This is a genomic window from Natronospira proteinivora (assembly GCF_024170465.1).
In the GTDB taxonomy this organism is placed as follows: domain Bacteria; phylum Pseudomonadota; class Gammaproteobacteria; order Natronospirales; family Natronospiraceae; genus Natronospira; species Natronospira proteinivora.
The window spans coordinates 1,071,485-1,093,354 of sequence record NZ_JALJYF010000001.1; the positions used below are offsets into that span (position 1 = coordinate 1,071,485).

22 protein-coding genes, 1 tRNA gene and 1 pseudogene are annotated in these 21,870 nt (G+C 58.9%); 13 read left to right on the forward strand and 11 right to left on the reverse strand.

What is annotated here, in order from left to right; genetic code table 11:
• Window positions 1-13 precede the first annotated feature (13 nt).
• On the reverse strand, window positions 14-1,426 hold the full coding sequence (gene gltX, locus J2T60_RS05035; protein ID WP_253446249.1) for a glutamate--tRNA ligase: 1,413 nt from the start codon (window positions 1,424-1,426) through the stop codon (window positions 14-16).
• Window positions 1,427-1,594: 168 nt separating this feature from the next.
• On the opposite strand from gltX, the gene J2T60_RS05040 reads away from it, so the two are divergent.
• On the forward strand, window positions 1,595-2,008 hold the full coding sequence (locus tag J2T60_RS05040; RefSeq protein ID WP_253446252.1) for an HPF/RaiA family ribosome-associated protein: 414 nt from the start codon (window positions 1,595-1,597) through the stop codon (window positions 2,006-2,008).
• Between the two features lie 446 nt (window positions 2,009-2,454).
• On the opposite strand, the gene J2T60_RS05045 is transcribed toward J2T60_RS05040, so the two are convergent.
• The 4 genes from J2T60_RS05045 to J2T60_RS13395 form a co-directional block, all read right to left on the reverse strand.
• Window positions 2,455-2,712 (reverse strand): hypothetical protein, encoded by a 258-nt coding sequence (locus J2T60_RS05045; RefSeq protein ID WP_253446255.1) that lies wholly within the window; start codon window positions 2,710-2,712, stop codon window positions 2,455-2,457.
• Window positions 2,713-3,011: 299 nt separating this feature from the next.
• Window positions 3,012-4,379 (reverse strand): sigma-54-dependent transcriptional regulator, encoded by a 1,368-nt coding sequence (locus J2T60_RS05050; protein ID WP_253446259.1) that lies wholly within the window; start codon window positions 4,377-4,379, stop codon window positions 3,012-3,014.
• Window positions 4,369-4,920 carry a hypothetical protein gene (locus J2T60_RS05055; protein WP_253446262.1) on the reverse strand — a complete coding sequence of 184 codons (552 nt, stop codon included), beginning with the start codon at window positions 4,918-4,920 and terminating at the stop codon, window positions 4,369-4,371. Before J2T60_RS05055 ends, J2T60_RS05050 begins: the two co-directional genes overlap by 11 nt.
• Complete coding sequence (locus J2T60_RS13395) at window positions 4,910-6,385, reverse strand: sensor histidine kinase (RefSeq protein WP_253446265.1); 1,476 nt, start codon at window positions 6,383-6,385, stop codon at window positions 4,910-4,912. The genes J2T60_RS05055 and J2T60_RS13395 overlap by 11 nt, the downstream gene beginning before the upstream one ends.
• 159 nt (window positions 6,386-6,544) lie before the next feature.
• On the opposite strand from J2T60_RS13395, the gene J2T60_RS05065 reads away from it, so the two are divergent.
• The 7 genes from J2T60_RS05065 (at window position 6,545) to J2T60_RS05095 (ending at window position 12,467) form a co-directional block, all read left to right on the forward strand.
• On the forward strand, window positions 6,545-7,438 hold the full coding sequence (locus J2T60_RS05065; RefSeq protein WP_253446268.1) for an MBL fold metallo-hydrolase: 894 nt from the start codon (window positions 6,545-6,547) through the stop codon (window positions 7,436-7,438).
• Window positions 7,431-7,859 (forward strand): YeeE/YedE family protein, encoded by a 429-nt coding sequence (locus J2T60_RS05070; protein WP_253446270.1) that lies wholly within the window; start codon window positions 7,431-7,433, stop codon window positions 7,857-7,859. The genes J2T60_RS05065 and J2T60_RS05070 overlap by 8 nt, the downstream gene beginning before the upstream one ends.
• The gene (locus J2T60_RS05075) at window positions 7,859-8,305 is read left to right on the forward strand and encodes a DUF6691 family protein (RefSeq protein ID WP_253446273.1); all 447 of its coding nucleotides are present in this window, start codon (window positions 7,859-7,861) and stop codon (window positions 8,303-8,305) included. Before J2T60_RS05070 ends, J2T60_RS05075 begins: the two co-directional genes overlap by 1 nt.
• 18 nt (window positions 8,306-8,323) lie before the next feature.
• Window positions 8,324-10,063, forward strand: a complete 1,740-nt coding sequence (locus J2T60_RS05080) for a SulP family inorganic anion transporter (RefSeq protein ID WP_253446276.1) — start codon at window positions 8,324-8,326, stop codon at window positions 10,061-10,063.
• Complete coding sequence (locus J2T60_RS05085) at window positions 10,060-10,536, forward strand: DsrE family protein (protein WP_253446279.1); 477 nt, start codon at window positions 10,060-10,062, stop codon at window positions 10,534-10,536. The genes J2T60_RS05080 and J2T60_RS05085 overlap by 4 nt, the downstream gene beginning before the upstream one ends.
• A gap of 72 nt (window positions 10,537-10,608) precedes the next feature.
• Window positions 10,609-11,124 (forward strand): protein tyrosine phosphatase family protein, encoded by a 516-nt coding sequence (locus J2T60_RS05090; RefSeq protein WP_253446281.1) that lies wholly within the window; start codon window positions 10,609-10,611, stop codon window positions 11,122-11,124.
• Between the two features lie 146 nt (window positions 11,125-11,270).
• Window positions 11,271-12,467 (forward strand): aminotransferase class V-fold PLP-dependent enzyme, encoded by a 1,197-nt coding sequence (locus J2T60_RS05095; RefSeq protein WP_253446284.1) that lies wholly within the window; start codon window positions 11,271-11,273, stop codon window positions 12,465-12,467.
• A gap of 21 nt (window positions 12,468-12,488) precedes the next feature.
• On the opposite strand, the gene J2T60_RS05100 is transcribed toward J2T60_RS05095, so the two are convergent.
• The 3 genes and pseudogenes from J2T60_RS05100 to J2T60_RS05110 form a co-directional block, all read right to left on the reverse strand.
• On the reverse strand, window positions 12,489-12,926 hold the full coding sequence (locus J2T60_RS05100; protein ID WP_253446287.1) for a hypothetical protein: 438 nt from the start codon (window positions 12,924-12,926) through the stop codon (window positions 12,489-12,491).
• A gap of 13 nt (window positions 12,927-12,939) precedes the next feature.
• A pseudogene (locus J2T60_RS05105) lies at window positions 12,940-13,260 on the reverse strand (YciI family protein); the annotation flags it as partial.
• 18 nt (window positions 13,261-13,278) lie between these two features.
• Complete coding sequence (locus tag J2T60_RS05110) at window positions 13,279-13,599, reverse strand: ArsR/SmtB family transcription factor (RefSeq protein WP_253446293.1); 321 nt, start codon at window positions 13,597-13,599, stop codon at window positions 13,279-13,281.
• Window positions 13,600-13,744: 145 nt separating this feature from the next.
• On the opposite strand from J2T60_RS05110, the gene J2T60_RS05115 reads away from it, so the two are divergent.
• From J2T60_RS05115 to J2T60_RS05125, 3 genes are all read left to right on the forward strand, one after another.
• Window positions 13,745-13,819 (forward strand) — tRNA-Val (locus J2T60_RS05115).
• Between the two features lie 173 nt (window positions 13,820-13,992).
• The gene (locus J2T60_RS05120) at window positions 13,993-15,129 is read left to right on the forward strand and encodes a GGDEF domain-containing protein (RefSeq protein WP_253446296.1); all 1,137 of its coding nucleotides are present in this window, start codon (window positions 13,993-13,995) and stop codon (window positions 15,127-15,129) included.
• A gap of 79 nt (window positions 15,130-15,208) precedes the next feature.
• On the forward strand, window positions 15,209-16,318 hold the full coding sequence (locus tag J2T60_RS05125) for a LysM peptidoglycan-binding domain-containing protein (RefSeq protein ID WP_253446299.1): 1,110 nt from the start codon (window positions 15,209-15,211) through the stop codon (window positions 16,316-16,318).
• A 4-nt stretch (window positions 16,319-16,322) separates the two neighbouring features.
• Here J2T60_RS05125 and J2T60_RS05130 read toward each other — a convergent pair whose 3' ends face one another.
• Both J2T60_RS05130 and J2T60_RS05135 read right to left on the reverse strand, forming a co-directional pair.
• On the reverse strand, window positions 16,323-17,987 hold the full coding sequence (locus J2T60_RS05130; protein WP_253446301.1) for a protein kinase domain-containing protein: 1,665 nt from the start codon (window positions 17,985-17,987) through the stop codon (window positions 16,323-16,325).
• A gap of 10 nt (window positions 17,988-17,997) precedes the next feature.
• The gene (locus J2T60_RS05135; RefSeq protein ID WP_253446303.1) at window positions 17,998-18,540 is read right to left on the reverse strand and encodes an FHA domain-containing protein; all 543 of its coding nucleotides are present in this window, start codon (window positions 18,538-18,540) and stop codon (window positions 17,998-18,000) included.
• A gap of 153 nt (window positions 18,541-18,693) precedes the next feature.
• On the opposite strand from J2T60_RS05135, the gene J2T60_RS05140 reads away from it, so the two are divergent.
• On the forward strand, window positions 18,694-19,542 hold the full coding sequence (locus J2T60_RS05140) for an SAM-dependent methyltransferase (RefSeq protein WP_253446306.1): 849 nt from the start codon (window positions 18,694-18,696) through the stop codon (window positions 19,540-19,542).
• A 65-nt stretch (window positions 19,543-19,607) separates the two neighbouring features.
• Here J2T60_RS05140 and J2T60_RS05145 read toward each other — a convergent pair whose 3' ends face one another.
• Window positions 19,608-20,777: a S1C family serine protease gene (locus tag J2T60_RS05145; RefSeq protein WP_253446308.1), complete on the reverse strand. Its 1,170-nt coding sequence runs from the start codon at window positions 20,775-20,777 to the stop codon at window positions 19,608-19,610.
• 43 nt (window positions 20,778-20,820) lie between these two features.
• On the opposite strand from J2T60_RS05145, the gene J2T60_RS05150 reads away from it, so the two are divergent.
• Entirely contained in the window at window positions 20,821-21,840 is a 1,020-nt protein-coding gene (locus tag J2T60_RS05150) for an amidohydrolase family protein (protein ID WP_253446310.1), read from the forward strand.
• The last annotated feature ends 30 nt before the right edge of the window (window positions 21,841-21,870 follow it).

Here is a 21,870-nt window from a genome sequence, read left to right on the forward strand (position 1 = left end):
CTGTCAAGCGCCTTCAGGAATTTTCCTTTCTTTCTTCGATATAAGCCAGCGCTTTCTCAATTCGAGCCAGTGTCACCTCTTTACCGAGCAGCGCCAGTGTCTGATCAATGGGAGGAGAAACCGGTCCACCGGATACCGCTACTCGAATGGGCTGGGCCACTTTCCCCAGCTTCAGCTCAAGCCGTTCCGCCACGGCGGTTACAACACCATGCACCTTTTCCGGCTGCCAGTCATCCAGCGCAGCCAAATCCTCCTTGACGACTTTCAAGGGTTCTTCCGCCACTGGCCGCAGATTCTTCTTGGCGGCCTTTTCATCAAAGGCGTCAAAGTCTTGAAAGAAGAACAGGCTGTTATCCGCCATTTCCACCAGTGTTTTCGCCCGCTCCTGCTGAGATACCACGATGGCTTCCAGGGTGGCGTCATCGTTCACTTCACATCCCCGGGCTTGCAACAAGGGCTTGAGGGCCTGTGCCACGTAATCCGGGCTGCTGTCCTTGATGTAATGCTGATTCAACCAGAGCAGTTTTTCCGGATTGAAGGTGGACGCTGAACGATTGACTTCATCAATATCGAACAGCTGAATCATCTCCTCCCGGGAGAATACTTCCTGATCCCCGTGGGACCAGCCCAGCCGGACCAGGTAATTGAGCAATGCTTCCGGCAGATAGCCCTCCTCCCGGTACTGCAGCACGCTAACCGCGCCATGCCGCTTGGATAAACGGGCGCCATCGGAACCCAGAATCATGGGCACATGGGCGTAAACCGGCGGTTCACCACCCAGGGCCTCAATCATGTTGATTTGCCGAGGCGTATTGTTGAGGTGATCATCACCACGGATCACATGGGTAATCCTCATGTCCATGTCATCCACCACCACGGTGAAATTATAGGTGGGCGTGCCGTCGGAACGGGCGATGATCAAATCATCCAGCTCGCTGTTATTGAACGTCACATGCCCCCGGACCTGATCATTGAAGGTCACGGCCCCATCCAGCGGATTCCGAAAGCGAATCACTGGCTCGACACCTTCCTTGGCTTCGCTTCTGTTACGGCAACGACCGTCGTAGCGAGGCTTTTCCTTGCGCGCCCGCTGGGCCTCCCGCATTTCCTCCAGCTCTTCCTTGCTGCAGTAGCAACGATAGGCCTTGCCTTCTTCCAGCAACTTGTCAATCAAAACCTTGTAACGGTCATAACGCTCAGTCTGGTAGAAAGGGCCTTCGTCCCAATCCAGCCCCATCCATTCCATGCCATCCAAAATGGCCTGAACCGATTCCGGCGTGGAGCGTTCCCGGTCGGTATCCTCAATGCGCAATACAAACTTGCCCTGATGCCTTTTCGCATAGAGCCAGCAGAACAGCGCCGTACGCGCCCCGCCGATATGCAGATACCCTGTTGGGCTGGGGGCGAACCGGGTCCGAATCGTCATGCCATTCCTCCGCGGACAAAAAAGCGCCATTTTAGCAGAGGAATCACCCCCCACGGCACCTTGATTGTTGTTTCCGAAACCCTCAGATTAGGAGTCAGGCGAGTTGAGGCTTCGGGCCGCCGAGGTCGCAGCCGCCCTCGCCAATCATCTGGATTACAAGGAGGCACTATGCAACTTCCCCTAGAGGTTCATTTCCACAACATGGACCACTCCGACGCCCTGGAAGAACGGGCCCGGGAAGCCGCCACCAAGCTTGAGAACGCCTGCCCCCAGTTACAGTCCTGCCGCGTTTTCATTGAAGCTGCCCACTACCGCAAGGGCACGGGCAATATGTACGAAGTCCGCATCGACATGCGTGTACCCGGCCAAGAGGTAGCCGTCCACCTGACCCAGGATGAAGACGCCACCAAGAACGAGGATGCCCATTCCCTGGTCACCCGCACCTTTAAATTGGCCGAAAAGCGCCTGAGAGCCTATCTGGACAAGAAAATGGACAAGCGTAAGGGCCGTGGTGACAAGCCCGGCAAGGCCGAAGCCGATGCGCAAGCCGCTCAAGACGCTCAGGATCAGGCGGGACTCTGAAATAGAGAGGATTATTGCCAGCGCCACCGGGTCCGGTCATTAGACCGGGCTTGGTGGGGCGATAGGGATTGGATTGAGCAAAAAACCCAGTACCCGGCGGTCGACAACCATAGACACGCAATGGGGTTGGCGGGTGCCTTAACCGCCGACCGCCAGGCACCAGATCCGGCCCAACCGGCTCAAAAGTCAGGCCTGTTATGCCGCTTCGCACCCTTCCTCTGCCATCACCTGAGCGGCCCAGGCGAGGCAGCCGAGATCATTCCCTGACAAGTCCATTTAATCCGGCTCTAGGCGAGCCGCATGACTTCCGCGTCATCCCTGACACGGAACAGCCCCTTCCCTGGAGCGCACCCGCTCCTTCCTTAGGACGGGCGGTCATTCCTCTAGGCGCGGTTTGGAGACGCCCCGCCCTCACAGCGGTGACAAACCCAGCCCCGCTCCATGACTCATTTGCAAAATTGGGCGACCCCCTGTCGATATTCTTGGCGGTTCATGCCCTCCTCATTTTCCGGCTGAATCCGATCGAAGTTGTCATGCAGGCATGGCACGCCAGAAACCTCGCTTTCGCTCAGATAGCCATTGCCATCCCTGTCCAGCTCTTCAAAACTGGGTACCCGCTCTCGCTCTTCAGGTTCCGAAGCAATTGCACCACCGGCCAGCAAGACAAGACTGGCACCAAGCCCTATCAGCAGCTTCTTATCCATTTTTGCCTCCTTAACCTCGTCACTGGATTCGAATGTCCGTTTCACCTAGAACAGAGCACGCCCAATTGGGCATAACCGTACTATGCAGAAGCTGTGCCAGTTCCATTTCACTCTTTATTTTCAATACGTTAGCGGACAAAGATAGACAGGCTGGGTAGTAATGGCCCGACAGACTGTCGCCATTGAGCGACAGTCTGTCGGTTAAAATTCATAACCTCATGTTCTTAATAAGAAAAAGGGCTGTCGCCAATCGGCGACAGCCCTTTTTGTACGACGTTTCCTGAGGTAAATCCCGCTTTTCAGCTCTTGAAACCCCGGGGATTGAGGTGATGGCGCTTGAGAAGACGATAAAACTCAGTACGATTGCGGCCCGCCAGCCGCGCCGCCTCACTCACGTTACCGTCCGTCAGACGCAGCGTCCGGGCGATATAATCCCGTTCGAAGTGGTCACGGGCTTGTGCCAGAGAAATCATCTCGTCCCTACCCTCCCGCAAGGCACGCTGAACCAGATTAGTTGGCACGGGCCCCTTTCGGCACAAGACACAAACCTGTTCGACCACATTCCTCAATTGCCGAACATTGCCGGGCCAGCTATAGGCCAGCAAAGCCCGAACCGCTTCCGGCGAGAAACTCCCAACACGCTGTCCCGCCGGCCGTCCGGCATCGATCTCGGCCAAAAAATGCTCTGCCAACAAGGGAATGTCCTCAGGACGCTCTCTCAGTGGTGGCAGATCCAGGCGGACCACATTCAGTCGGTAATACAGGTCTTCACGAAATGCCCCTTCCACCATGGCGGCAGCAATGTCCCTGTGGGTGGCCGAGACCACCCGCACGTTCACCGGCCGCTCTTCCCGACCACCCACTGGGCGGACTTTTCGCTCCTGCAAGGCGCGCAGCAGTTTGGCCTGGAACGCCAAGGGCATATCCCCGATTTCATCCAGGAACAGGGTGCCGCCCTCCGCTTCCTGGAACAGCCCCGACCGGGCACGATCGGCCCCGGTAAATGCCCCCTTCTCATGCCCAAACAGCTCCGATTCCAGCAAATCCGCCGGCACGGCGGCGCAGTTGATGGCCACAAAAGGATGATTGGCCCGGTTGCTGGCAGCATGAATCGCCCGAGCCAGGACTTCCTTGCCGGTACCGCTTTCACCCTGAATCACCACACTGGCATCGCTTTGAGCGACCAGACTGACATCGGACAGGAGGGTCGCCATTTCGCGGCTGCGGGTCACAATGCCATGGTGGCGTTCCGGCTGATGATTCGTCTGCTCCTGTCCACTGGCCGCGGCCTCGGCCACCAAATCCAGCAACTCAGTACTGTCCACCGGTTTGGTCAGAAAACCAAAGGCTCCTTCCCGGGTGGCGGCCACCGCATCGGGGATGGTTCCATAGGCGGTAATGATAATCACCGGCAAGGTGGGGAGCTCCTCCCGTAGGCGTCGGAACAAAGCCATACCATCCATGCCTTCCATACGCAGATCGGTCACCACTACCTGGGGTATGCGTGTGGCCACCGCGCCCAAGGCCGCCTTGGCATTCTCTGCCACATCCACTTGATAGCCGTGCCCCTCCAGTCGGAGCGAGAGCAAGCGACGCAAGCCCGGATCGTCATCCACCAACAATACCCGGGCACCATGACGCCGCTCTGTAGCCGCTTCAACGTTCATCGTCTGCATCACCCTCTTCAATCAGTGGATCACCCCGACGTCCGATCTCTTGTTCAATCTGTCGCAATGCCTCCAATTTCTCCCGGGTATCGGCATGAGCGGCCCGCTCTTCGGCAAGCTGTGCTTCCAGGACCTGCAATTGTGCCTCCAGGGAGCCATGCCTTTCCCAGTGTGCAAGTAAAACCCCCAACAGTTCATGGGTCTCTGAATGTCGAAAGGCCTCGGGATATTTCCCAAACTGTTGCAGCCCGCTCACGCCCTTTTCCTGGTCTGAAACGGTATCGGGTCCATACAGAGCCAACAGTGCCAGCTTTACCCGGGCATCATTGTCGATACGGTGGGCCAGTTCCACTTGATGATCCAGGGCCTGCTGGCCGGACATCTCGTCAAATCGCTGGACCGTGGTAATGACATGCTCTACATCCATGTCGACAGTGACCACCGCATCCATGGATACCGCGACCTTTTCTCTTTCCGGCACCAACCATCCACAGCCTGACAGCAACCCAAGCAAAAGCAGGCCCAATATCCTAGTCCGCATGCCTATTCCTCACATCATCCGTCCCGTTGGACAGACGAATTTCAAAAGTGGTTTTCCAGTCCCGGCTCCGGGCCAGGGTCACATCGCCCCCGTGGGCCCGGATAAGATCCCGGCAAATACTCAGGCCCAGCCCGCTGCCGGGCACGGCCCCCTCGGCAGAGGCAGGTCCTCGATAAAAGGGTTCGAAAACCCGGTGACGGTCACCGCCACCAATACCCCGCCCATTATCACTGACCCGGATCCTTACCGTCCCTTCCTCCCGGACAGCAAACAAGCCCACACGACTGCCGGCCGGAGAGAATTTGATGGCATTGGAAAGCAGATTATCCAACGCCGTGCGGAGCATGTCCGGGTCGCCCCACACCGCCAGGCCGTCGTCCAGATGGGTTTCCACCTGAATGTCCCGTGCCGACAAGCTCAGGGAATGGGTCAGCAAGGCCTCATCAAACAGGGCCCGAACCGCGACGGACTGCGTTTGGGCGGGCTGCAAACCACCTCGAATCCGGTTGAACCGTAACAGGGATTCAATCTGCTCCTCCAAGCGGGCCGTACTGGTTCCGAGGATGGTCACCACTTCCGATTGACGTGGCGCCAGAGGACCGAGCAATTCTTCCTCCAGCAGGCCAACCCCTTCCCGAATTGCACTCAAGGGGGTTTTCAGCTCATGGGAGACCTGCCCCAGCAGGCGTTGCCGATCCCGTTCGATTCTCGACAAGCGACGACGAGCCCATTCCAGGCGAACCGACAGGACCTTCAGATCACGCGGTCCCTTGACCGCCTTGATCGGGCCGGCCTCGGGATGGGCCAGGCTGCGAATACTATAATCCAGTTGTCGAATCGGGCGTGTAATCAGACCAGTGAAGGTCAAGGCCAGCAATATGGCGATGGGGATCACGGCAGCCATTTGGGCATAAACCAGATCCCGTGCCTGCTCGCCGAGCCGTTTCAAATCAAAGACCGCCGATTCCGCCACTGCCTCACTCTCGTCAAGCAATGCCACCGACATTTGATTCAAAATGGAAAACGGGCGTGCAAGGAACGCCGGCCACGGCTCGGGGGCGACTTCGCTCAGGACCTGATCGGCCAGCAGCGCCTCCCGAACCACGGCATTGACGAGGGTGACCCGAGGGGCTGTAGGCAAATCCAGCGCCAGCATGGTCTGGACCTGGCGCAGAAAGGATTCACGGCGGGCCTGGAAATGAGTCAGGGCCTCATCATCCTGCAGCACACGGTACTGACGAGCTGACCGTTCCAGGGCCTGCACCCGATCCATGGTCTCGCGGGCCTCGCGGGTAATACTGACGGCCTGCTCCAGGGACCGCTCCCCCTCGAATGTAAGACGCTCAATCTGCTGACCGGTCACCAATAGTCCGAGAATCAAAGGCGTCCCCACAAGGAGAAAGCCGAACAAGACCAGCCCGAGGACACTGCTTGGCCACAGGTATCGAAACAGTTTGCGCGTCACACAGGATCTCCAGAAGGATCAGGATCACTCTCCATTGTCGTTTATTTGGGGAAAACCGCGCAAACCAGTTCTCAGTTGATTTAATTTTAGATTTTGCTAATATAAATAAAAGAAAAGTTGACACGGGTCATCTGTAAGCAGGCCCAAGGAGACAAAACCATGAAACCAGAAGTGACATCCTTCTTCCACGAAGACACCAATACCTTCTCCTATGTGGTGAAAAATCCCGACAACCATGGGGCGGTGGTAATCGATCCGGTACTGGATTTCGATTACAAGGCAGCCCGCACCTGGACCGACACTGCGGACGGGATTCTTGAATTCATCAGGAAAGAAGGCTTGGCCGTGGAGTGGATTCTGGAAACCCATGCCCACGCCGATCACCTCTCGGCAGCGCCCTATCTTGCCAAGGCTTTGGGGGCCAAAATCGCCATCGGTGAAGGCATTCAGCAAGTTCAGGGTCGATTCATAAAGGTGTTCAACCTGCCCAATGAACATCAGCCCAACGGGTCGGAATTCGACCACCTCCTGAAGGATGGCGAGATCTTCGAAACGGCAGGGATGAAAATCGAAGTCATGCATACTCCGGGGCACACCTCGGATAGCAACAGCTTCCTGGTCGGAGATGCCGTCTTTGTCGGCGACACCCTGTTCATGCCGGATGCAGGCAGCGCCCGGGCAGACTTTCCCGGCGGCGATGCCGGCATGCTGTATGACTCCATGCAGAAACTGCTCTCACTACCGGACGAAACGCGCATGTTCATGTGCCACGACTACGCACCCGGCGGTCGCGAGATTAAGAACGAAACCACCGTGGCTGAGCAGAAAGCCCGGAATATTCATGCGGGCGCCGGCGTCAGCCGGGATGACTATGTAAAGATGCGTGAGGAGCGGGATGCCACTCTCCCCATGCCGCGCCTGATTATCCCGTCGGTTCAGATCAATATGCGCGCCGGCAAGTTGCCTCCGCCCGAGGACAACGATGTGAGCTACCTCAAGGTCCCCCTCAACCTGCTGGGCCCAAAGCCCGGGGAGCGCAGTGGTCATGACTGAATTCACGCCCATTTCAGCCTTGATTGGCGGAGCCTTTATTGGCCTCGCCGCCGTTCTGCTGATGGCCCTTAATGGCCGCATTGCGGGCATCAGCGGTATTGCCGGTGGTCTGTTGGAAAGCAGCAGTGGAGACCGAAGCTGGCGCTGGCTTTTCATCATTGGCCTGCTTGCCGGGGTCGTCCTCCATGAGCTCATACGGCCGGAGAGCTTTGCCCTTCGAGAAGGCTATCCGCCCCTGCTGCTGGTTGCCGCCGGCCTGATCGTCGGCATCGGCACCCGCATGGGAAGCGGCTGCACCAGCGGCCATGGTGTCTGTGGGATTTCCAGGTTCTCTGCCCGCTCTCTGGTGGCCACCATCGCCTTCATGATCACCGCCGCGATTACCGTCGCCGTGGTCCGGCATGGCTTTGGAGTTCTGTGATGAAAAGTATTGCCGCATTGATCGCCGGCGCCCTATTTGGCCTGGGCCTGGCCATCTCGCAAATGATCAATCCCTTGAAGGTCCTGGCTTTTCTGGATGTTCTGGGTCACTGGGACCCCAGCCTCGCTTTTGTCATGGGCGGTGCCATCGCCGTAACACTGCCCGGCTTTGCGCTGCTGAAACGATGGGAGCAACCAATCCTGGCCCCACGCTTTCAATGGCCTCAACGCGAAGACATCGACCTTCGCCTGCTCACAGGTGCCGGACTATTCGGCATCGGCTGGGGGCTGGCAGGTTACTGCCCAGGACCGGGCATCGCTGCCATTGCGCTGAATGTGCGGGAATCGGCCTTTATCGAGCCGTTTCTATTCACCGCCGCTATGGCCGTCGGCTTCCTGCTCTGGCCATGGATTGACCGTCTACTATCCAAGCGGCCACAGAAATAAGGGACGAGGGAGGCATCAGTGACGCGTGATCAGATTCGCTTGGCCGCAGACTGGTGGCAAGATGTTGTCCCAAGCACCCTTGCCCGCGATGCCATTGCGGGCCTGGTGATTGCGGCGCTGCTGGTTCCTCAGGGGATGGCCTATGCCATGTTGGCGGGTTTGCCCCCTGAGATGGGCCTCTATGCTTCGCTATTACCCCCCGCGCTTTATGCTGTATTCGGCAGTAGTCGTTATCTGGCAGTAGGCCCGGTGGCTGTCATCTCACTGATGGTGGCTACCGCCACGGCTACACTGGGGCAACGGCACGGAATCGACCCCATGGTCGCCGCCCCGGCGCTGGCCTTCATGTCCGGCCTGATCCTGCTGATCATGGGTCTGCTCAGACTGGGTTTTCTCACGCACTTTCTTTCTCGCCCTGTGCTTCTCGGCTTCATGACGGCCGCAGCCATTCTAATTGGCCTTAGTCAGCTCCCTCACGCCCTGGGCCTGTCTGTAGATGCCCGGGCACCACTTGGCCAGATCCAGGAAGTGTTCGGGCAGCTAGGCGCAGTCAGCATGCTCACTGCGGGACTCACCGTGGGCACCATTCTGCTCATCCTTCTCATCGGTGGCCCCCTCGCCCGCCGCCTGCGTCAGCTCTGGCCACATGCCGGCTCTATCGTGGGCCGCATGGGTGCGCTTTTCGCTGTCACTTTCGGCATTGGACTGGCCATGTTTACTGGCCTCTCAGATCACCTCAGCCAGATCGGCGAAATCCCCCGGGGGCTTCCACGGCCGGAATGGCCAGCGCTGGAAATCGTCTGGATACTGGAGCTGAGCGGCATGGCCTTCCTGATCTCATTGGTTGGGCTGATGGAAAGCGTCTCGATTGGCCGGGGCCTGGCCGCTCGCGATAATGAAGATGTACAACCGAATCGGGAGTTACTGGGCATCGGCCTGTCCAACCTGGGGGCCGGTCTCAGTGGTGCCTACCCGGTCACCGGCGGCCTTTCCCGCACCGTGGTGGCAAAAGATGCGGGTGCCGTCACACCACTGGCTGGATTATTCGCCGCCCTGGCCGTATCACTGGTCCTGCTGTTCGCGACACCCTTGTTGGCAGAACTCCCCCGGGCTGTTCTCGCGGGAATCATCCTCCTCGCGATAGTGCAGCTGCTGGACGTGCATGCGGTTCAGGAAACCTGGCGATACAACCGGGGCGATGCGGCGGTGATCGGTATCACCTTTTTCGGGGTGTTATCGCTTGGTGTGGAAGTGGGGTTGATCGTTGGGATCATGGTCTCTATCGGCCTCCTGCTGTGGCGCATTAGCCAGCCTCATGTGGCCATGGTTGGCCGGGTTCCCGGTAGCGAGCATTTCCGCAATAGAGAGCGTCATGCGGTGGAAACCTTGACTGGCGTCTGCTTTATTCGCGTGGATGAAAGCCTGCAATTCCCCAATAGCCGCTTCTTGAGAGATACCGTGTTGGAGACCATTCGCGATAACAGCGATATCCAATCCATCGTGCTGGTCTGCAGCGCAATCAATGACATCGATAGCACCGCCCTGGCAACGCTAGAAGAACTCGATCTTTCCCTCAAGGCCAGAGGCATGGTCATGCACCTGTCCGAGGTAAAGGGCCCAGTGCTTGATCAACTCCTGAAAGTAGATTTCCCGTCCAAGCTCTCACCTGGCCGAATCTTTTTCACTAACCAGGATGCCTTTAGTGCCTTGCAGGAAAACCACTCCCGATGCAGATCCAAAAAGGAAATTAAATCATGAAAACATCAACCATCAGGATAATCAGCAGTCTTGCTCTTTCCCTGGTCTTATCGCTAAGTGCAGTGCAAGCTGGCGAAAACCAAGGCCATAAGAAAGGCCGCCACATGGATGGCAGTCAGAAAGAACTTTTCGTGACAGTCACCTCTGACGACAACATGACCCAGGGCATGGCCCTGGTTCTAGCCAATCAATCGCTGGACCAAGGGGCCGATGTTCGTATTCTGCTCTGCGGACCAGGTGGACGGCTGGCCATTGAAGGCGAAACCGGCGAAGCCCTGGCACCCCGGGATGTCACCCCTCAGCAGCTCCTGCAGCGACTCATGGATGAAGGTGCCAAAGTGGAGGTATGCGCCATTTTCCTCCCCAATACGGATTACGGAGAAGATCAGCTACTGGAAGGCATCGGGTCCGCTAATCCAACTGATGTCGCTGAACACATGCTGAAACGCCATGTGCATTTTTTCACTTTCTAAACCATTGGAAGGACGGATAATGCTGACACCACCATCGAATGCACTATGATTTGCGCAGTGAGAAGATAAAACATGGATATTCGCAGGCTCGACAAAAAACTCTCGGTCAGCCCACAGATTAGCGCTGGCGATCTTGTCGCAATATACGCTACAGGCTTCCGCACCCTCATTTGCAACCGTCCCGACGGCGAAGAACCCGCGCAGCCGGATTTTGAGGAAATCGAGACGGCGGCGAAGAACACAGGATTGGAGACGCGGCATTTACCGGTCACCTCAGGCATGGTGAGCGACAAGGATGTCGCAGAGTTCGAGCAGGCGCTGCGCGAGCTGCCCGGACCGGTTTTTGCCTACTGCCGGTCTGGCATGCGCTCGGCCATACTTTGGGCATTGAGTCAGGCAAGGCACAAGTCATCGTCTGAGATCCTGGGAACCGCCAGGGCAGCGGGTTACGATCTTGGAAAGATTGAACAGCGCATTGCTAATGTTGCCAACGCTACCAGCAATGCGGACGGTTTCCATTCCATGGGGAATGCACCATACATACCGCATGAGCATTTTTCAGGGCAGTTTCTTATTCGGCGATCGTAGTTCATAACAAGTCCTCGTAAAAACCAATTTAATTGTTATGCCAATCAAGCAATGTGCGCGATCTTCGAAAAATGCGCGCCCCCTTGGTCAAGGCAATTGAAGTTGGCATGATCGCCCAAGTCTATTTATTCGCGGGAGCGTTGCGGATGTCACTTGAGTTAGCCAACAAGGTAATGCAGGGGAGTCGAGATCTTTTTCCCGGTCTACGCTTTGACGTTTATGCCAACCATGCCTCGATCTCGCCGTTGAGTGAGCCGGTTTGCACGGCAATCAATGAGGTAATGGCAGCCCAGGCGCGTGAGGGGGTGGCTTTCTTTCCTGCCGAAGTGGCGCGGCGCGAGCGGCTTCGGGGGCAGCTGGCCAGCTTGGTGGGTACGGAGGCTGAGGATATCGCTCTGGTAGAAAATACCACGGCGGGGGTGGTGGCCGTTGCCGGCTCCCTGCCCTGGCGACAGGGTGATCGGGTGCTGGTGTTTTCCGGAGAGTTCCCCACCAATATCACCCCCTGGCAGCAGGCGGCCCGACGTCATGGGCTGGAGCTGGTCTGGATGGATGCCGACGATTTTCGTCGTGACCGGGCCGCAGCGCTTGAGGCCTTCGAGCAGCATCTGGCTCAAGGCGTGCGCCTGGTGGCCGTCAGTGCGGTGCAGTTCACCACCGGCCAGCTGATGCCGCTCGCCACCATGGGATATCTATGCCGTCGGCATGGCAGCGAATTCTTTGTAGATGCCATCCAGGCAGCCGGCATCGTGCCGCTGGACGTGAAGACGATGGATATTGATTACCTGGCCTGCGGCAGCCACAAGTGGCTGATGGGCCCGGAAGGAGTGGGCTTTGTCTATATTGCCCCGGAGAAAGCCGAAACGCTTGAGCCTAATCTGGCCGGCTGGATCAGCCATGAGGACGCATTTGAGTTTCTTACAGGCGGGCCGGAAACCCTGCGTTATGACCGTCCCTTCCAGCGTGGTGCCCGCATGCTGGAAAGCGGCACGTTCAATTCCATCGGCTGCGCCGGGTTGGAGGCCAGCCTGGGCCTGATCCAGTCCATCGGGGTGGAAACCATCCACGCCCATGTACAGACATGGCTGGATGTCCTGGAGTCGCAACTGCTGGAGCGGGGTTTTGAAAGCGCCCGCATGCCCGAAACGGAGAACCGCTCGGGGATTCTCAGTGTATGGCCGCCGGATCACCGCCCAGCGGCAGACTGGGCGGCGGACCTGGCCGAAGAGGGCATTTCCTGTGCCAGCCCCGCCGGCTGGCTACGCTTTGCGCCCCACTGGCCCAATGCCGTCGAGGAAGTGGCAAGCGTGGTGCAGGCGGTGGATCGTATCCTGGCCCGCTAAGCCGAATCTCGCGCAAAGCCCTTAGTCAATCCAACCTTGCTTTCTGGCATGCACGGAAAGCCACAATAGCAAGGCCCCGATCGCGAAAATCACCAAGGGAAACGGCAGGGCCTCCGCCGGCCCGAGCAAGCCGATGGCATCCAGCACAAACAAGACATAGACAAACTGGATGATCACCGCCACCAGTGATACGGCAAACACCCCGACGGCCCAGGCCTTGCGAAACAGCAACCCCAGGCTACCGCCAAGACCGGTAAAAATGGCCAGGGCATACAGGGCGAATATCCAGCCCGGGCGTGCCTCATAGAGATGGCGCTGGGCCTCACTCATTTCCTCCAGTGCCGCCTCACTGGTCATGGGATCCATAATCAGTGACAGCAATCCAAACAGCATCCAGACCAGCGCAAGCCCGGACACAAGCCAGTACCAACGTGGTGGTCTTGCCAAATCAGTACCCATAACGTCCCCTTTATCAAAGGTTCGATTCGCCCTTTTCCAGTACCGAGCGCATCTCCGCTTCCCTTTCCCGCAACTCTGGCATCATCGCCTCACCAAAACCCTCGGCTTCAAAGACTGGGCGAATCTCGATCTCCGCATCGCTACCCGGCATGGGGTGGGGACAGCGTTTCAACCAGTTTATGGCTTCGTCCAGGAAATTTACCTCCCATAGCCAGAAATCCGCAATCAGTTTCTTGGTTTCGGCGAATGCCCCATCAATAACAGCCCGCTCATCACCGGAAAAGCGGATCCTGACGCCCGTGCAGCTTGGTTTGAGGCCCTCCCCGGCCTTCATCCGCTAGCCCACTCTGATTCACTCAGGCGCGCAATACAGTTCGTAGAGCTTGCCCATCAACTCCAGCACCTTGGGGTCGGCTATTCGATAAAAGATGGTCTGGGATTCACGCCGAGTTTCCACCAGGCCCTCCTGGCGAAAGCGGGCCAGGTGTTGTGACAAAGCTGACTGGCTAAGGGGAACCTCCTGATTCAACTCGGAAACCGACCGCTCCCCCTCCACCAGGGCACACAACACCATCAAGCGATGGGAATTAGCCAGTACCTTAAGGATACGGGCAGCTTCTTCGGAATGCGCCGACATTTCCTTTGGAGAGGGCATATGTGAGGCAGAAGACATTTCAGTCGTTTTCCCCTGATCATACAAATGGCGCGACCCATCATATTAGCAAGTGCTGAAAAGGAATCCCAGCCTCCCATGGTCCCTACACAGGAAGACGAGGCATTGACCTGCCCCCCGCCATCCCCTACAATGCTGCGCTTTCGGGCGATTAGCTCAGTGGGAGAGCACTGCCTTCACACGGCAGGGGTCGCTGGTTCAAGTCCAGCATCGCCCACCAGAATTGCCAAGCCGGATCCAGTGGATCCGGCTTTTTTTTGGCTCGCCTGAGCATACCTTTACCTGAACTAGTTGATCGGCATTTCCCTGCCAAGGCGGGCCTGTGTAGACTCGGTTCATGCTAGCCTTGGGGAAGGACTCCCGGGAATCTGAGTATTCAGACTGGGAGGGGGCATGCGGGATAAATTACAAACATTTCAAGAATACTACTTCCCCAGCGTTCCACCGGCGCTCCATCCGGAGTTCGAACATTTCCAGCAACAAGTCGCCCGCCGACTGTCGGTTCTTGCGGCCGGGCTTATCCTGCTGATATTGCCCCTCTTCCAGCTCTTCGAGACCACCAGTGGCCACTTTAGCACCACAGCCTTGTACCACCAGGGCCAAATGCGTCTCCCCGTGGTTGTCCTGGCCATGCTGGTGATCATGCTGCGTCTGCTCCGCCCCCAGGGTCAATGGCCACGACCGGCCATGCTGACGCTGGGTTTTGCCCTGATATGCATGGTCCTGGGCATGCTCCTCTATCATCTTCACTGGGGGACCGGGTATGCCATGACCCTTTTCAGCGGGCTGGTCATGTCCCTTGCCGTCACGTCGATTCTCGCCACCCGCGGATCCCGGGACCTGCTGATCATCTATCTAATCCCCGGCTTGTTTTTCATCGCCGGTTTAGCCTTATTGGAAATCCCGCTGAGAAGTGAAGGACTGACACTGATCGTTCCCCTGATGACCGTCGTCATTGGCGTGATATTGGCTGAGAACCACTATCGTGGCTTTGTCACGATGTTTCTGCTTACCCACCACCTGAAACGCAGCGCCACCACCGACCCTCTGACCGGATTGCTGAATCGTCGGGCCACACAATCCATTCTTGATCTTGAATGTGCTCGGGCCAAACGTCACGACCTACACTTTGCCGTGATTATGGCCGATCTTGATCGTTTCAAGCGGGTAAATGATCAGTACGGGCACGAGGTGGGCGACGAAGTCCTGCGGGAACTGGCCGGCCGTCTAAGCGCCTCAGTCCGGAAAGAAGACTCGGTGGCTCGCTGGGGAGGCGAGGAGTTTCTGGTGCTGTTGAGGGAGGACCGACCAGAACTTGTCATGCAAGTAGCGGAGAAGATTCGCCAAGCCGTGGCCGGACAGTCCTTCGCCACCAAGGCCGGGCCGCTTTCCATCACCATCAGCCTGGGGGGGGCCTGTCACACCGGGGAAGAGCCCGCCGAGGCCACCATTTCCCGCGCCGACACGGCCCTTTATCAGGCCAAGGAAGCGGGTCGCAACCAAACAATGCTGGCTAAACCGGAGTCCTAATCCAAACCTACCAAGGGGGGACGACAGCAAGGGCCTTGCCTTATACTGGCACCCATCCATACGGTTTTTGGAGGTGGCTTTGTCCCGCCCATCGTCACAGTCCAGTCCATCCAGCCTGCTCGGCCTGGCCGTCATCCTCTTGAGTCTGACCCTGGTGGGCGGCTGCGCCCAAGTCAGGGAGTGGACCCAATGGGAGGACGATGAGGCTGATACCACCGCCGAAGCGCCGGATAGCGAGCGTAGCCCTTATCGCTACCAGCAAGTGGTCCAATGGCTGCAGGCCGGCGAGGTGGATGTGGCCGAAGGGGCATTGGCCCGACGTCTGGACAACGCGCCGGATGATGCCCGCGCCCAGCTGTTGATGGAACAGATCCAGGCGGATCCGGGCACCTATCTGGGGCGTGAAAACATTCACTATGAGGTGCAACCCGGTGACACCCTCTCAGTAATCGCCCAGCACTTTTTGGACGACAACCGGTTGTTTTTCATCCTGGCCCGCTACAATGATATCGAGGTGCCGGCGCATCTGGAGGCCGGCGAGACCTTGCGCATCCCCAGCGACTTTCGTGATATCGACGCACAAGCCCGCTTGGCCAAGCGGCATTCCGACACCCGTGACACCACCGGTGACGTTTGGGGCCATCTGGAACGCGGTGAGCCCGATGAAGCACTGGCCCTGTTCGAGGACCAGACACCAGATTCGCTCAACAGTGACGAACAGCGCGCCCTGGCCGAGGCCCATGAGGCCTGGGTGGAAAGGGCCCTCAGCCAGGGCGAACTGACCCTGGCGGCCAATCGCCTGGAACGGGCCCGGGAAGACGAACCAGACACGGCGGACTGGTCCGACTGGATCGGCCAAGCGGAAAACCGCATGGAATCGGAAACGCTGTATCGGGACGGCCGCGTCCGAATGAGCGAATCCCCCACCATGGCGGCCAGGCACTTCGCCCGGGTTCTGGAAATCAACCCCGAGCACACCGGTGCCCAGGCCGGGCTGGATGAGCTGCGCGACACCGTCGTACCGCAGCTCCATCGGGAAGCCATTCTGCTGTATCGCAATCATGAGCTGGATGGCGCCATCGAAACCTGGGAGGCCCTGCTGCGGGTCGACCCGGATTTCGAACCCGCCCAGGTCTACAAGGCCCGGGCCACCGAGCTTAAGGCGCGTCTGGAGGAATTGGACGAATAGGCACTCATTCCGAATCAATGGGCTGGGTGCCCTGGCCCCGGGAAAGGCGCTGTCGGACTGCCACCGAGGGGTCCCGGCGCTGCTGGCTCCTCTCCGACTCCTGCTGTCCCTGGAGCGACTCGGTCATCAGATTATAGCGAGCGAAAGCCTCGCCAAATTCGTCCCGGCGGCGCATGCGGATGCGATAGCTGTAATCCCCGGCCGCCACCCGGTCGAGACCACTACCCAACACCCGCAATGGCAGCTTGAGCCGGCGGCTCAATACATAGGCCCCCAGCAGCACGGTGAGGATAGTGGCCACCATCAAAGCGCCCATGGCCACCAGGCTGGTACGCAGCGCCCCGCTCAAGGGGCGCGCCGATATGCCCAGTGCCAGTCCGCCGATCACCCGGTCCTGGTAAATCACCGGTGATTGAAACAGAAAGCGTTCGGCCCCGTCGTCTCGGTAGCGTCCAACCTGCTGTTCCCCTTCGCCCCGGGCCAGAATCTCCCCGGTGAAGAGATTGGATGCGAGCTCGCCCCGCTCGTCGGCTTCGGTACTGGCCATCACCCGACCGTTGTGATCCGACAATCTGAGATAGACCATCTGCTGATTACGCTGCATGTCTTCCACCATGGCCTGGACCGCCACCGCATCCCCCAGCAGCAGATCTTCCGCCGACTCGGTGGCAATGACTTCCGCCATGCTGCCCCCGTAATCAAAGACCAGCTGGGTCATCACCGCACGCTGATGGTAATAGACAGCCGTGGCCCCCAGCACCAGGATCAGGGCTACCATCAAACCCAGGGCGGCCGGCCATTTCACGCTGATAGGCATGCCCCAGCCGGCCTGCCGTTTCTGACTGTCCATCTCCAGCTGGACCTGACGCAGGTCCTCGGCCAATTCCGCGCCGGTCTGGTAACGATCGACCGGCAGACGCGACATGAGAGTTTCTACAATACTGATCAGGGCGTCCGGGGTCTGCTCATCCCGCGATCTCAGCCGGGGCGCGCGTTTGTTCAGGATGGCATCCAAGGTGGCCCGCGTTGTCCCACGGGCGAAGGGAAGCCGGCCGCTCAACAGGCGATACAGCAGGACGCCCAGGGCGTAGAGATCCGCCCGGCCGTCCACGGCCTCATCCCGGATCTGCTCCGGCGCCATGTAATTGGGGGTCCCCACCACGGCGCTCACCGCCTCGCCTTCCTCCGCCCCTTCCTGAAGCAAACGGGCAATGCCGAAGTCCGTAAGCTTCACGCCCATGGCCTGTCCAGTCATCACCACGTTCTCGGCCTTCACATCCCGGTGCACGACACCCGCCCGATGGGCGTAATCCAGGGCCTCGGCCAGCTGAATACCAATATCCACCACTTCACGGGCAGACAGAGGCCCTTCAGAGTCCAGGCGCTGTTGCAGAGTGGCCCCCTCCAGGAGCTCCATCGCCATGAAGGGCTTGCCGTTGGATTCGCCCACATCATGAATGGTGGTAATGCCCGGATGGGAGAGACGCCCCGCCGCATGGGCTTCGGCCAAAAAGGCCCGGCGATGGCGTTTTTCACCGGAGAACTCGGCATGCAGGATCTTGACGGCGAGCTGGCGTTGCAGGCGTGGATCAAAAGCTCGGTGCACCACCGCCATATTGCCGCGGCCAATCTCCGGCCCCAGCTCATAACGCCCCAGATTCAAAGCCATGACCGCCCCCTCACAGCAACCAGAATAGAAGACCCACGGCAATCGCCCCGGCGATGGCCACGGCAGCGGCCACCTGTTTCTGGCGTCTGGTTACGGCTTGGGGGTGGAAGGAACGGGGCGAGGGATCCACCGAATCACTGGTGGCAAAGAGAAAGGCGGCATTGCCAAAGGCCAGACGATCACCATGCTCAAGGCGTGACTGGTGAACCTTCTGGCCATTGACGAAGGTACCGTTGGTGGAGAGCAGGTTCACCACCCGCCATTCCCCCGCGGTCCGGACGATACGGGCATGTTCAAAGGACACACTGGCCTCATCCAGCACAATATCGTTATGCGGCTTGCGTCCCACCTGGGTACGCTCGGGTTGCAGGCGATACCAGTGGTCGGAAAAAGGGGGGGCCAGGCCCACAAGGGCCGGAGACTCCGGCGTGATCCGCTCACCGTCTCCACCCTGATCCAAATCCGGCAGGTCCGTCGGGGCCACGAACACCGTGCCCTGGGGCCCTTGCTCCCGAAGCTTGCGCGTCCCCTCTGTGTCGTCGTGCTCAGTCAAGCGGACCTCCTGAATAGCTTACGATGCCGCAGGCATAATCAGACCACACCCGCCAACAACCCCAAACTTTAGCATAGCAGGGTTTGCCTATTGCCTTGCAATCCCCGGCACAGTGCAAGATCATCTTCGGCCAAACCACGACGAATGCCCGATATGCAGCCACCCTTTTCCCCGCGCATTATTCTGAATATGACACTCAGTGCTCTATCAGGCCTGTTGCTGTTGTTCGCCCAGCCCCTGGTCTCAACGGAACTCCAGGCGCCGTATATTCAGACACCACAGTCGGTGGTGACTGAGATGCTGGAGATGGCCGGGGTGGGCCCGGAAGACCGGGTACTGGATCTGGGGTCCGGAGACGGTCGCATTCCCATTCTGGCCGCAAGGGATTTCGGGGCCCGGGGCCGGGGCATTGAAATCGATCCCGATCTGGTGGGTTTGGCGAGACGCAATGCCGAGGCCGCCGAGGTATCGGGGAAGGTGGAATTTGAACAGGCGGATCTCTTCGAGGTGGCACTCGGTGATGCAGATGTCATCACCCTGTACCTCCTGCCCGAGCTCAATCTTCGCCTGCGCCCCCGGCTTTTGGCACTTGAACCGGGCACCCGGGTGGTCTCACACGAATTTGACATGGGCGATTGGCCGCCGGACCAAACGCAAACTGTCCGCAACCGCCCGCTCTATCTCTGGGTTATTCCCGCCGACGTGGAAGGCCGGTGGCAGCTAAGCCACGCTGACCAGCAAATGGATGTCAAGCTGGAACAGCATTTTCAGTCCGTCATGGGCCATGCCCGAATCGGGGGTGAGCAGTACCCGCTCCGCGACATTCGCCTGGAAGGAAAGGACCTGGGGTTTCGAGTCCAGCGGGACGGCCCCGACTCTGTATTCCAGGGCCAGGTCAAGGGCGACAAGATGACCCTGGAAGCACGCCCTGCCTTGAGCGGGCATACGGCCAGCCGTTTTTGGTCGGGCCGACGGCTCACCCCGGAAGACCAAGCAGAATGAGCCCTATTTTCCACCCCGTCGAAACATGCTTCACACCCCATTTTGAACCAAATTGACTGATTCACTTACTGGAAGCTCGGGCGCTGCCCCAATTCGATTTCCACCGTCTGGCTACGGCCACCACGCCGAATCCGTAATTCGGCACGATCCCCCGGGCGGGTCTCCTCCAGCAAAGCGAAAAGCTCGGCTACTGAAGCCACCGGCTCTCCGTTGATGGCGGTGATCACATCCCCTTCCACCGGAATACGGTGGGCCCCGTGGCGAATCATCCGCCCATCCTGGCCGTCCCGAAGGCCGGCCCGCTCGGCATTACCCCCCGGCTTGACCCGGGTAACCAGAATCCCCTGCCCGGGGGGAATACCCGCCTGACGACTCAGCCGCTCATTCAGGGCCAGGCCTTCGATCTCGATCCAGCCTCGCACCACCCGGCCTTCCTTTAGAATTTGGTGAGTGATACGTCGAACCGCATTGGCAGGAATGGACAGACTGATGCCGACACTGCCGGCGGAAGGGCCGATCAGCATGGAATTGATACCCACGAGCTGGCCCTGGCCATTGAGCAGAGGTCCACCGGAGTTACCCGGGTTGATGGCAGCATCCGACTGGATCAAATCCCGAATGATAAAGCCGGACTGCAGCTGCACCGGCCGATTGAGTGCCGAGATCACCCCAGCAGTCAGGGTGCCTTCCAGGCCAAAGGGGTTACCCATAGCCAGCACCGATTGCCCTACCTGAAGCCGGCCACTGTCGGCAAAAGGAAGCACCGTCAAGCTCCGACCCATGGGATCAAATCGCAAAACGGCCAAATCCATCTCCGGATCGGAGCCAATCAGCCGGGCCGGATACAGGCTGCCGTCGTAGAGGGTGATAATTAGCCGCTGGGCACCTGCCACCACATGGTGATTGGTCACCACTACCCCGCGTCCATCTACAATCGCCCCGCTGCCCGCCCCGGCAACGGGCACCGTGCCCGCCCAGCGGCTGTGATATGCGCTCAAAGTGGTCACACTCACCACGCCCCGATGGGCCTGACGATGCACCTGAATCCGGGACAGCTCTTCCTGGGACAAACCATCCTGGATCAGCGGCGGCAGCGGCTGCTCCTCCGGCACGCCCACCGTGAACAAGGGGGCCATGGCATCGAAATACTCCGGCGCCGGCGTGACATCCGTGTAACGGGCACAAGCGGAGAGCGATACAGCAACAAGCAAGAGGAGGGTCACAGCAGGCCGCATGACTTTTCCATTTTTCTATAGATTGGGATGCTAGGATAAGCCCATGATACCGCGAGCGTCGAGCTGGCCTACCCTCTTGCTGACGGCGATCACCGCCCTGGGAATGATCGCCTGTGCCTCATCGCCTTCTCTGCCACCCCCGGCAGCGGATCATCACCTTCATATACGCAGCGACACCGGTGGAGAGGCCCTGCCCCGGGTGCAGCTTGCCCGGGGAAAAAGCCGATCGGAACTGAGCCCGGGCCGGCAGGATGCCGATGATGTGCTGAAGGAGATGGACCGCCATGGCATCCAACAGGGCGTGCTGCTCTCGTTGGGGTATATGTATGCCATTCCGGAGATCAACTTCGAGAATGAATACAGGAAGGTTCGACAGGAGAACGATTTCGTGGCTGAGCAGGCCGCCCGTTATCCAGATCGGTTGATCGCCTTTTGCGGGATCAGCCCGATCCGGGATTATTCCCTGAAAGAGATCCAGCGCTGTGCTGGAATGGATGTGACCGGAATCAAGATGCACATGGCCAATTCCGGTGTGGATCTGGATAACCCACGCCATTGGGCATCACTGGAGGCTGCCTTTCGCGAAGCCAATGCCCGTGGTCTTGCCATCGTGATCCATTATCGTCCCCGGAACGGCGGTTACGGAGCAGCTGAAGCGGAACGATTCATGACATCGTTGATGCCCCTGGCATCGGATGTAACCGTACAGCTAGCCCACATGGGGGGTGGCGGCATCATCGATACAGCCACCATGTCGGCCATTCGACGTTTTGCGCAAGATCTGGACGATTACCCAAACCTCTACTTCGATATCTCTGCTGCCTGGGCCCGGGAACAGGATGTCCCTGCAAGCGTGGAACGAATAGAGCGCCATCGAAATCGTCGAAATGTCGCTCGGGCCGTGGAATGGCTGGGAACGGATCGAATCCTGTTTGGCTCTGACTGGGACAGCATCGAATTCCAGGATACCCTTCAGCCTCTCCAACGGACACAAGGCCTGACAGCGGAAATCGCTAAAGAAATCCTTTCTAACCGGGCACCGTATCTCCCGCAAGTCGACTAGGCCTGCCTCCGAATCCTCACCCGGTGGAGG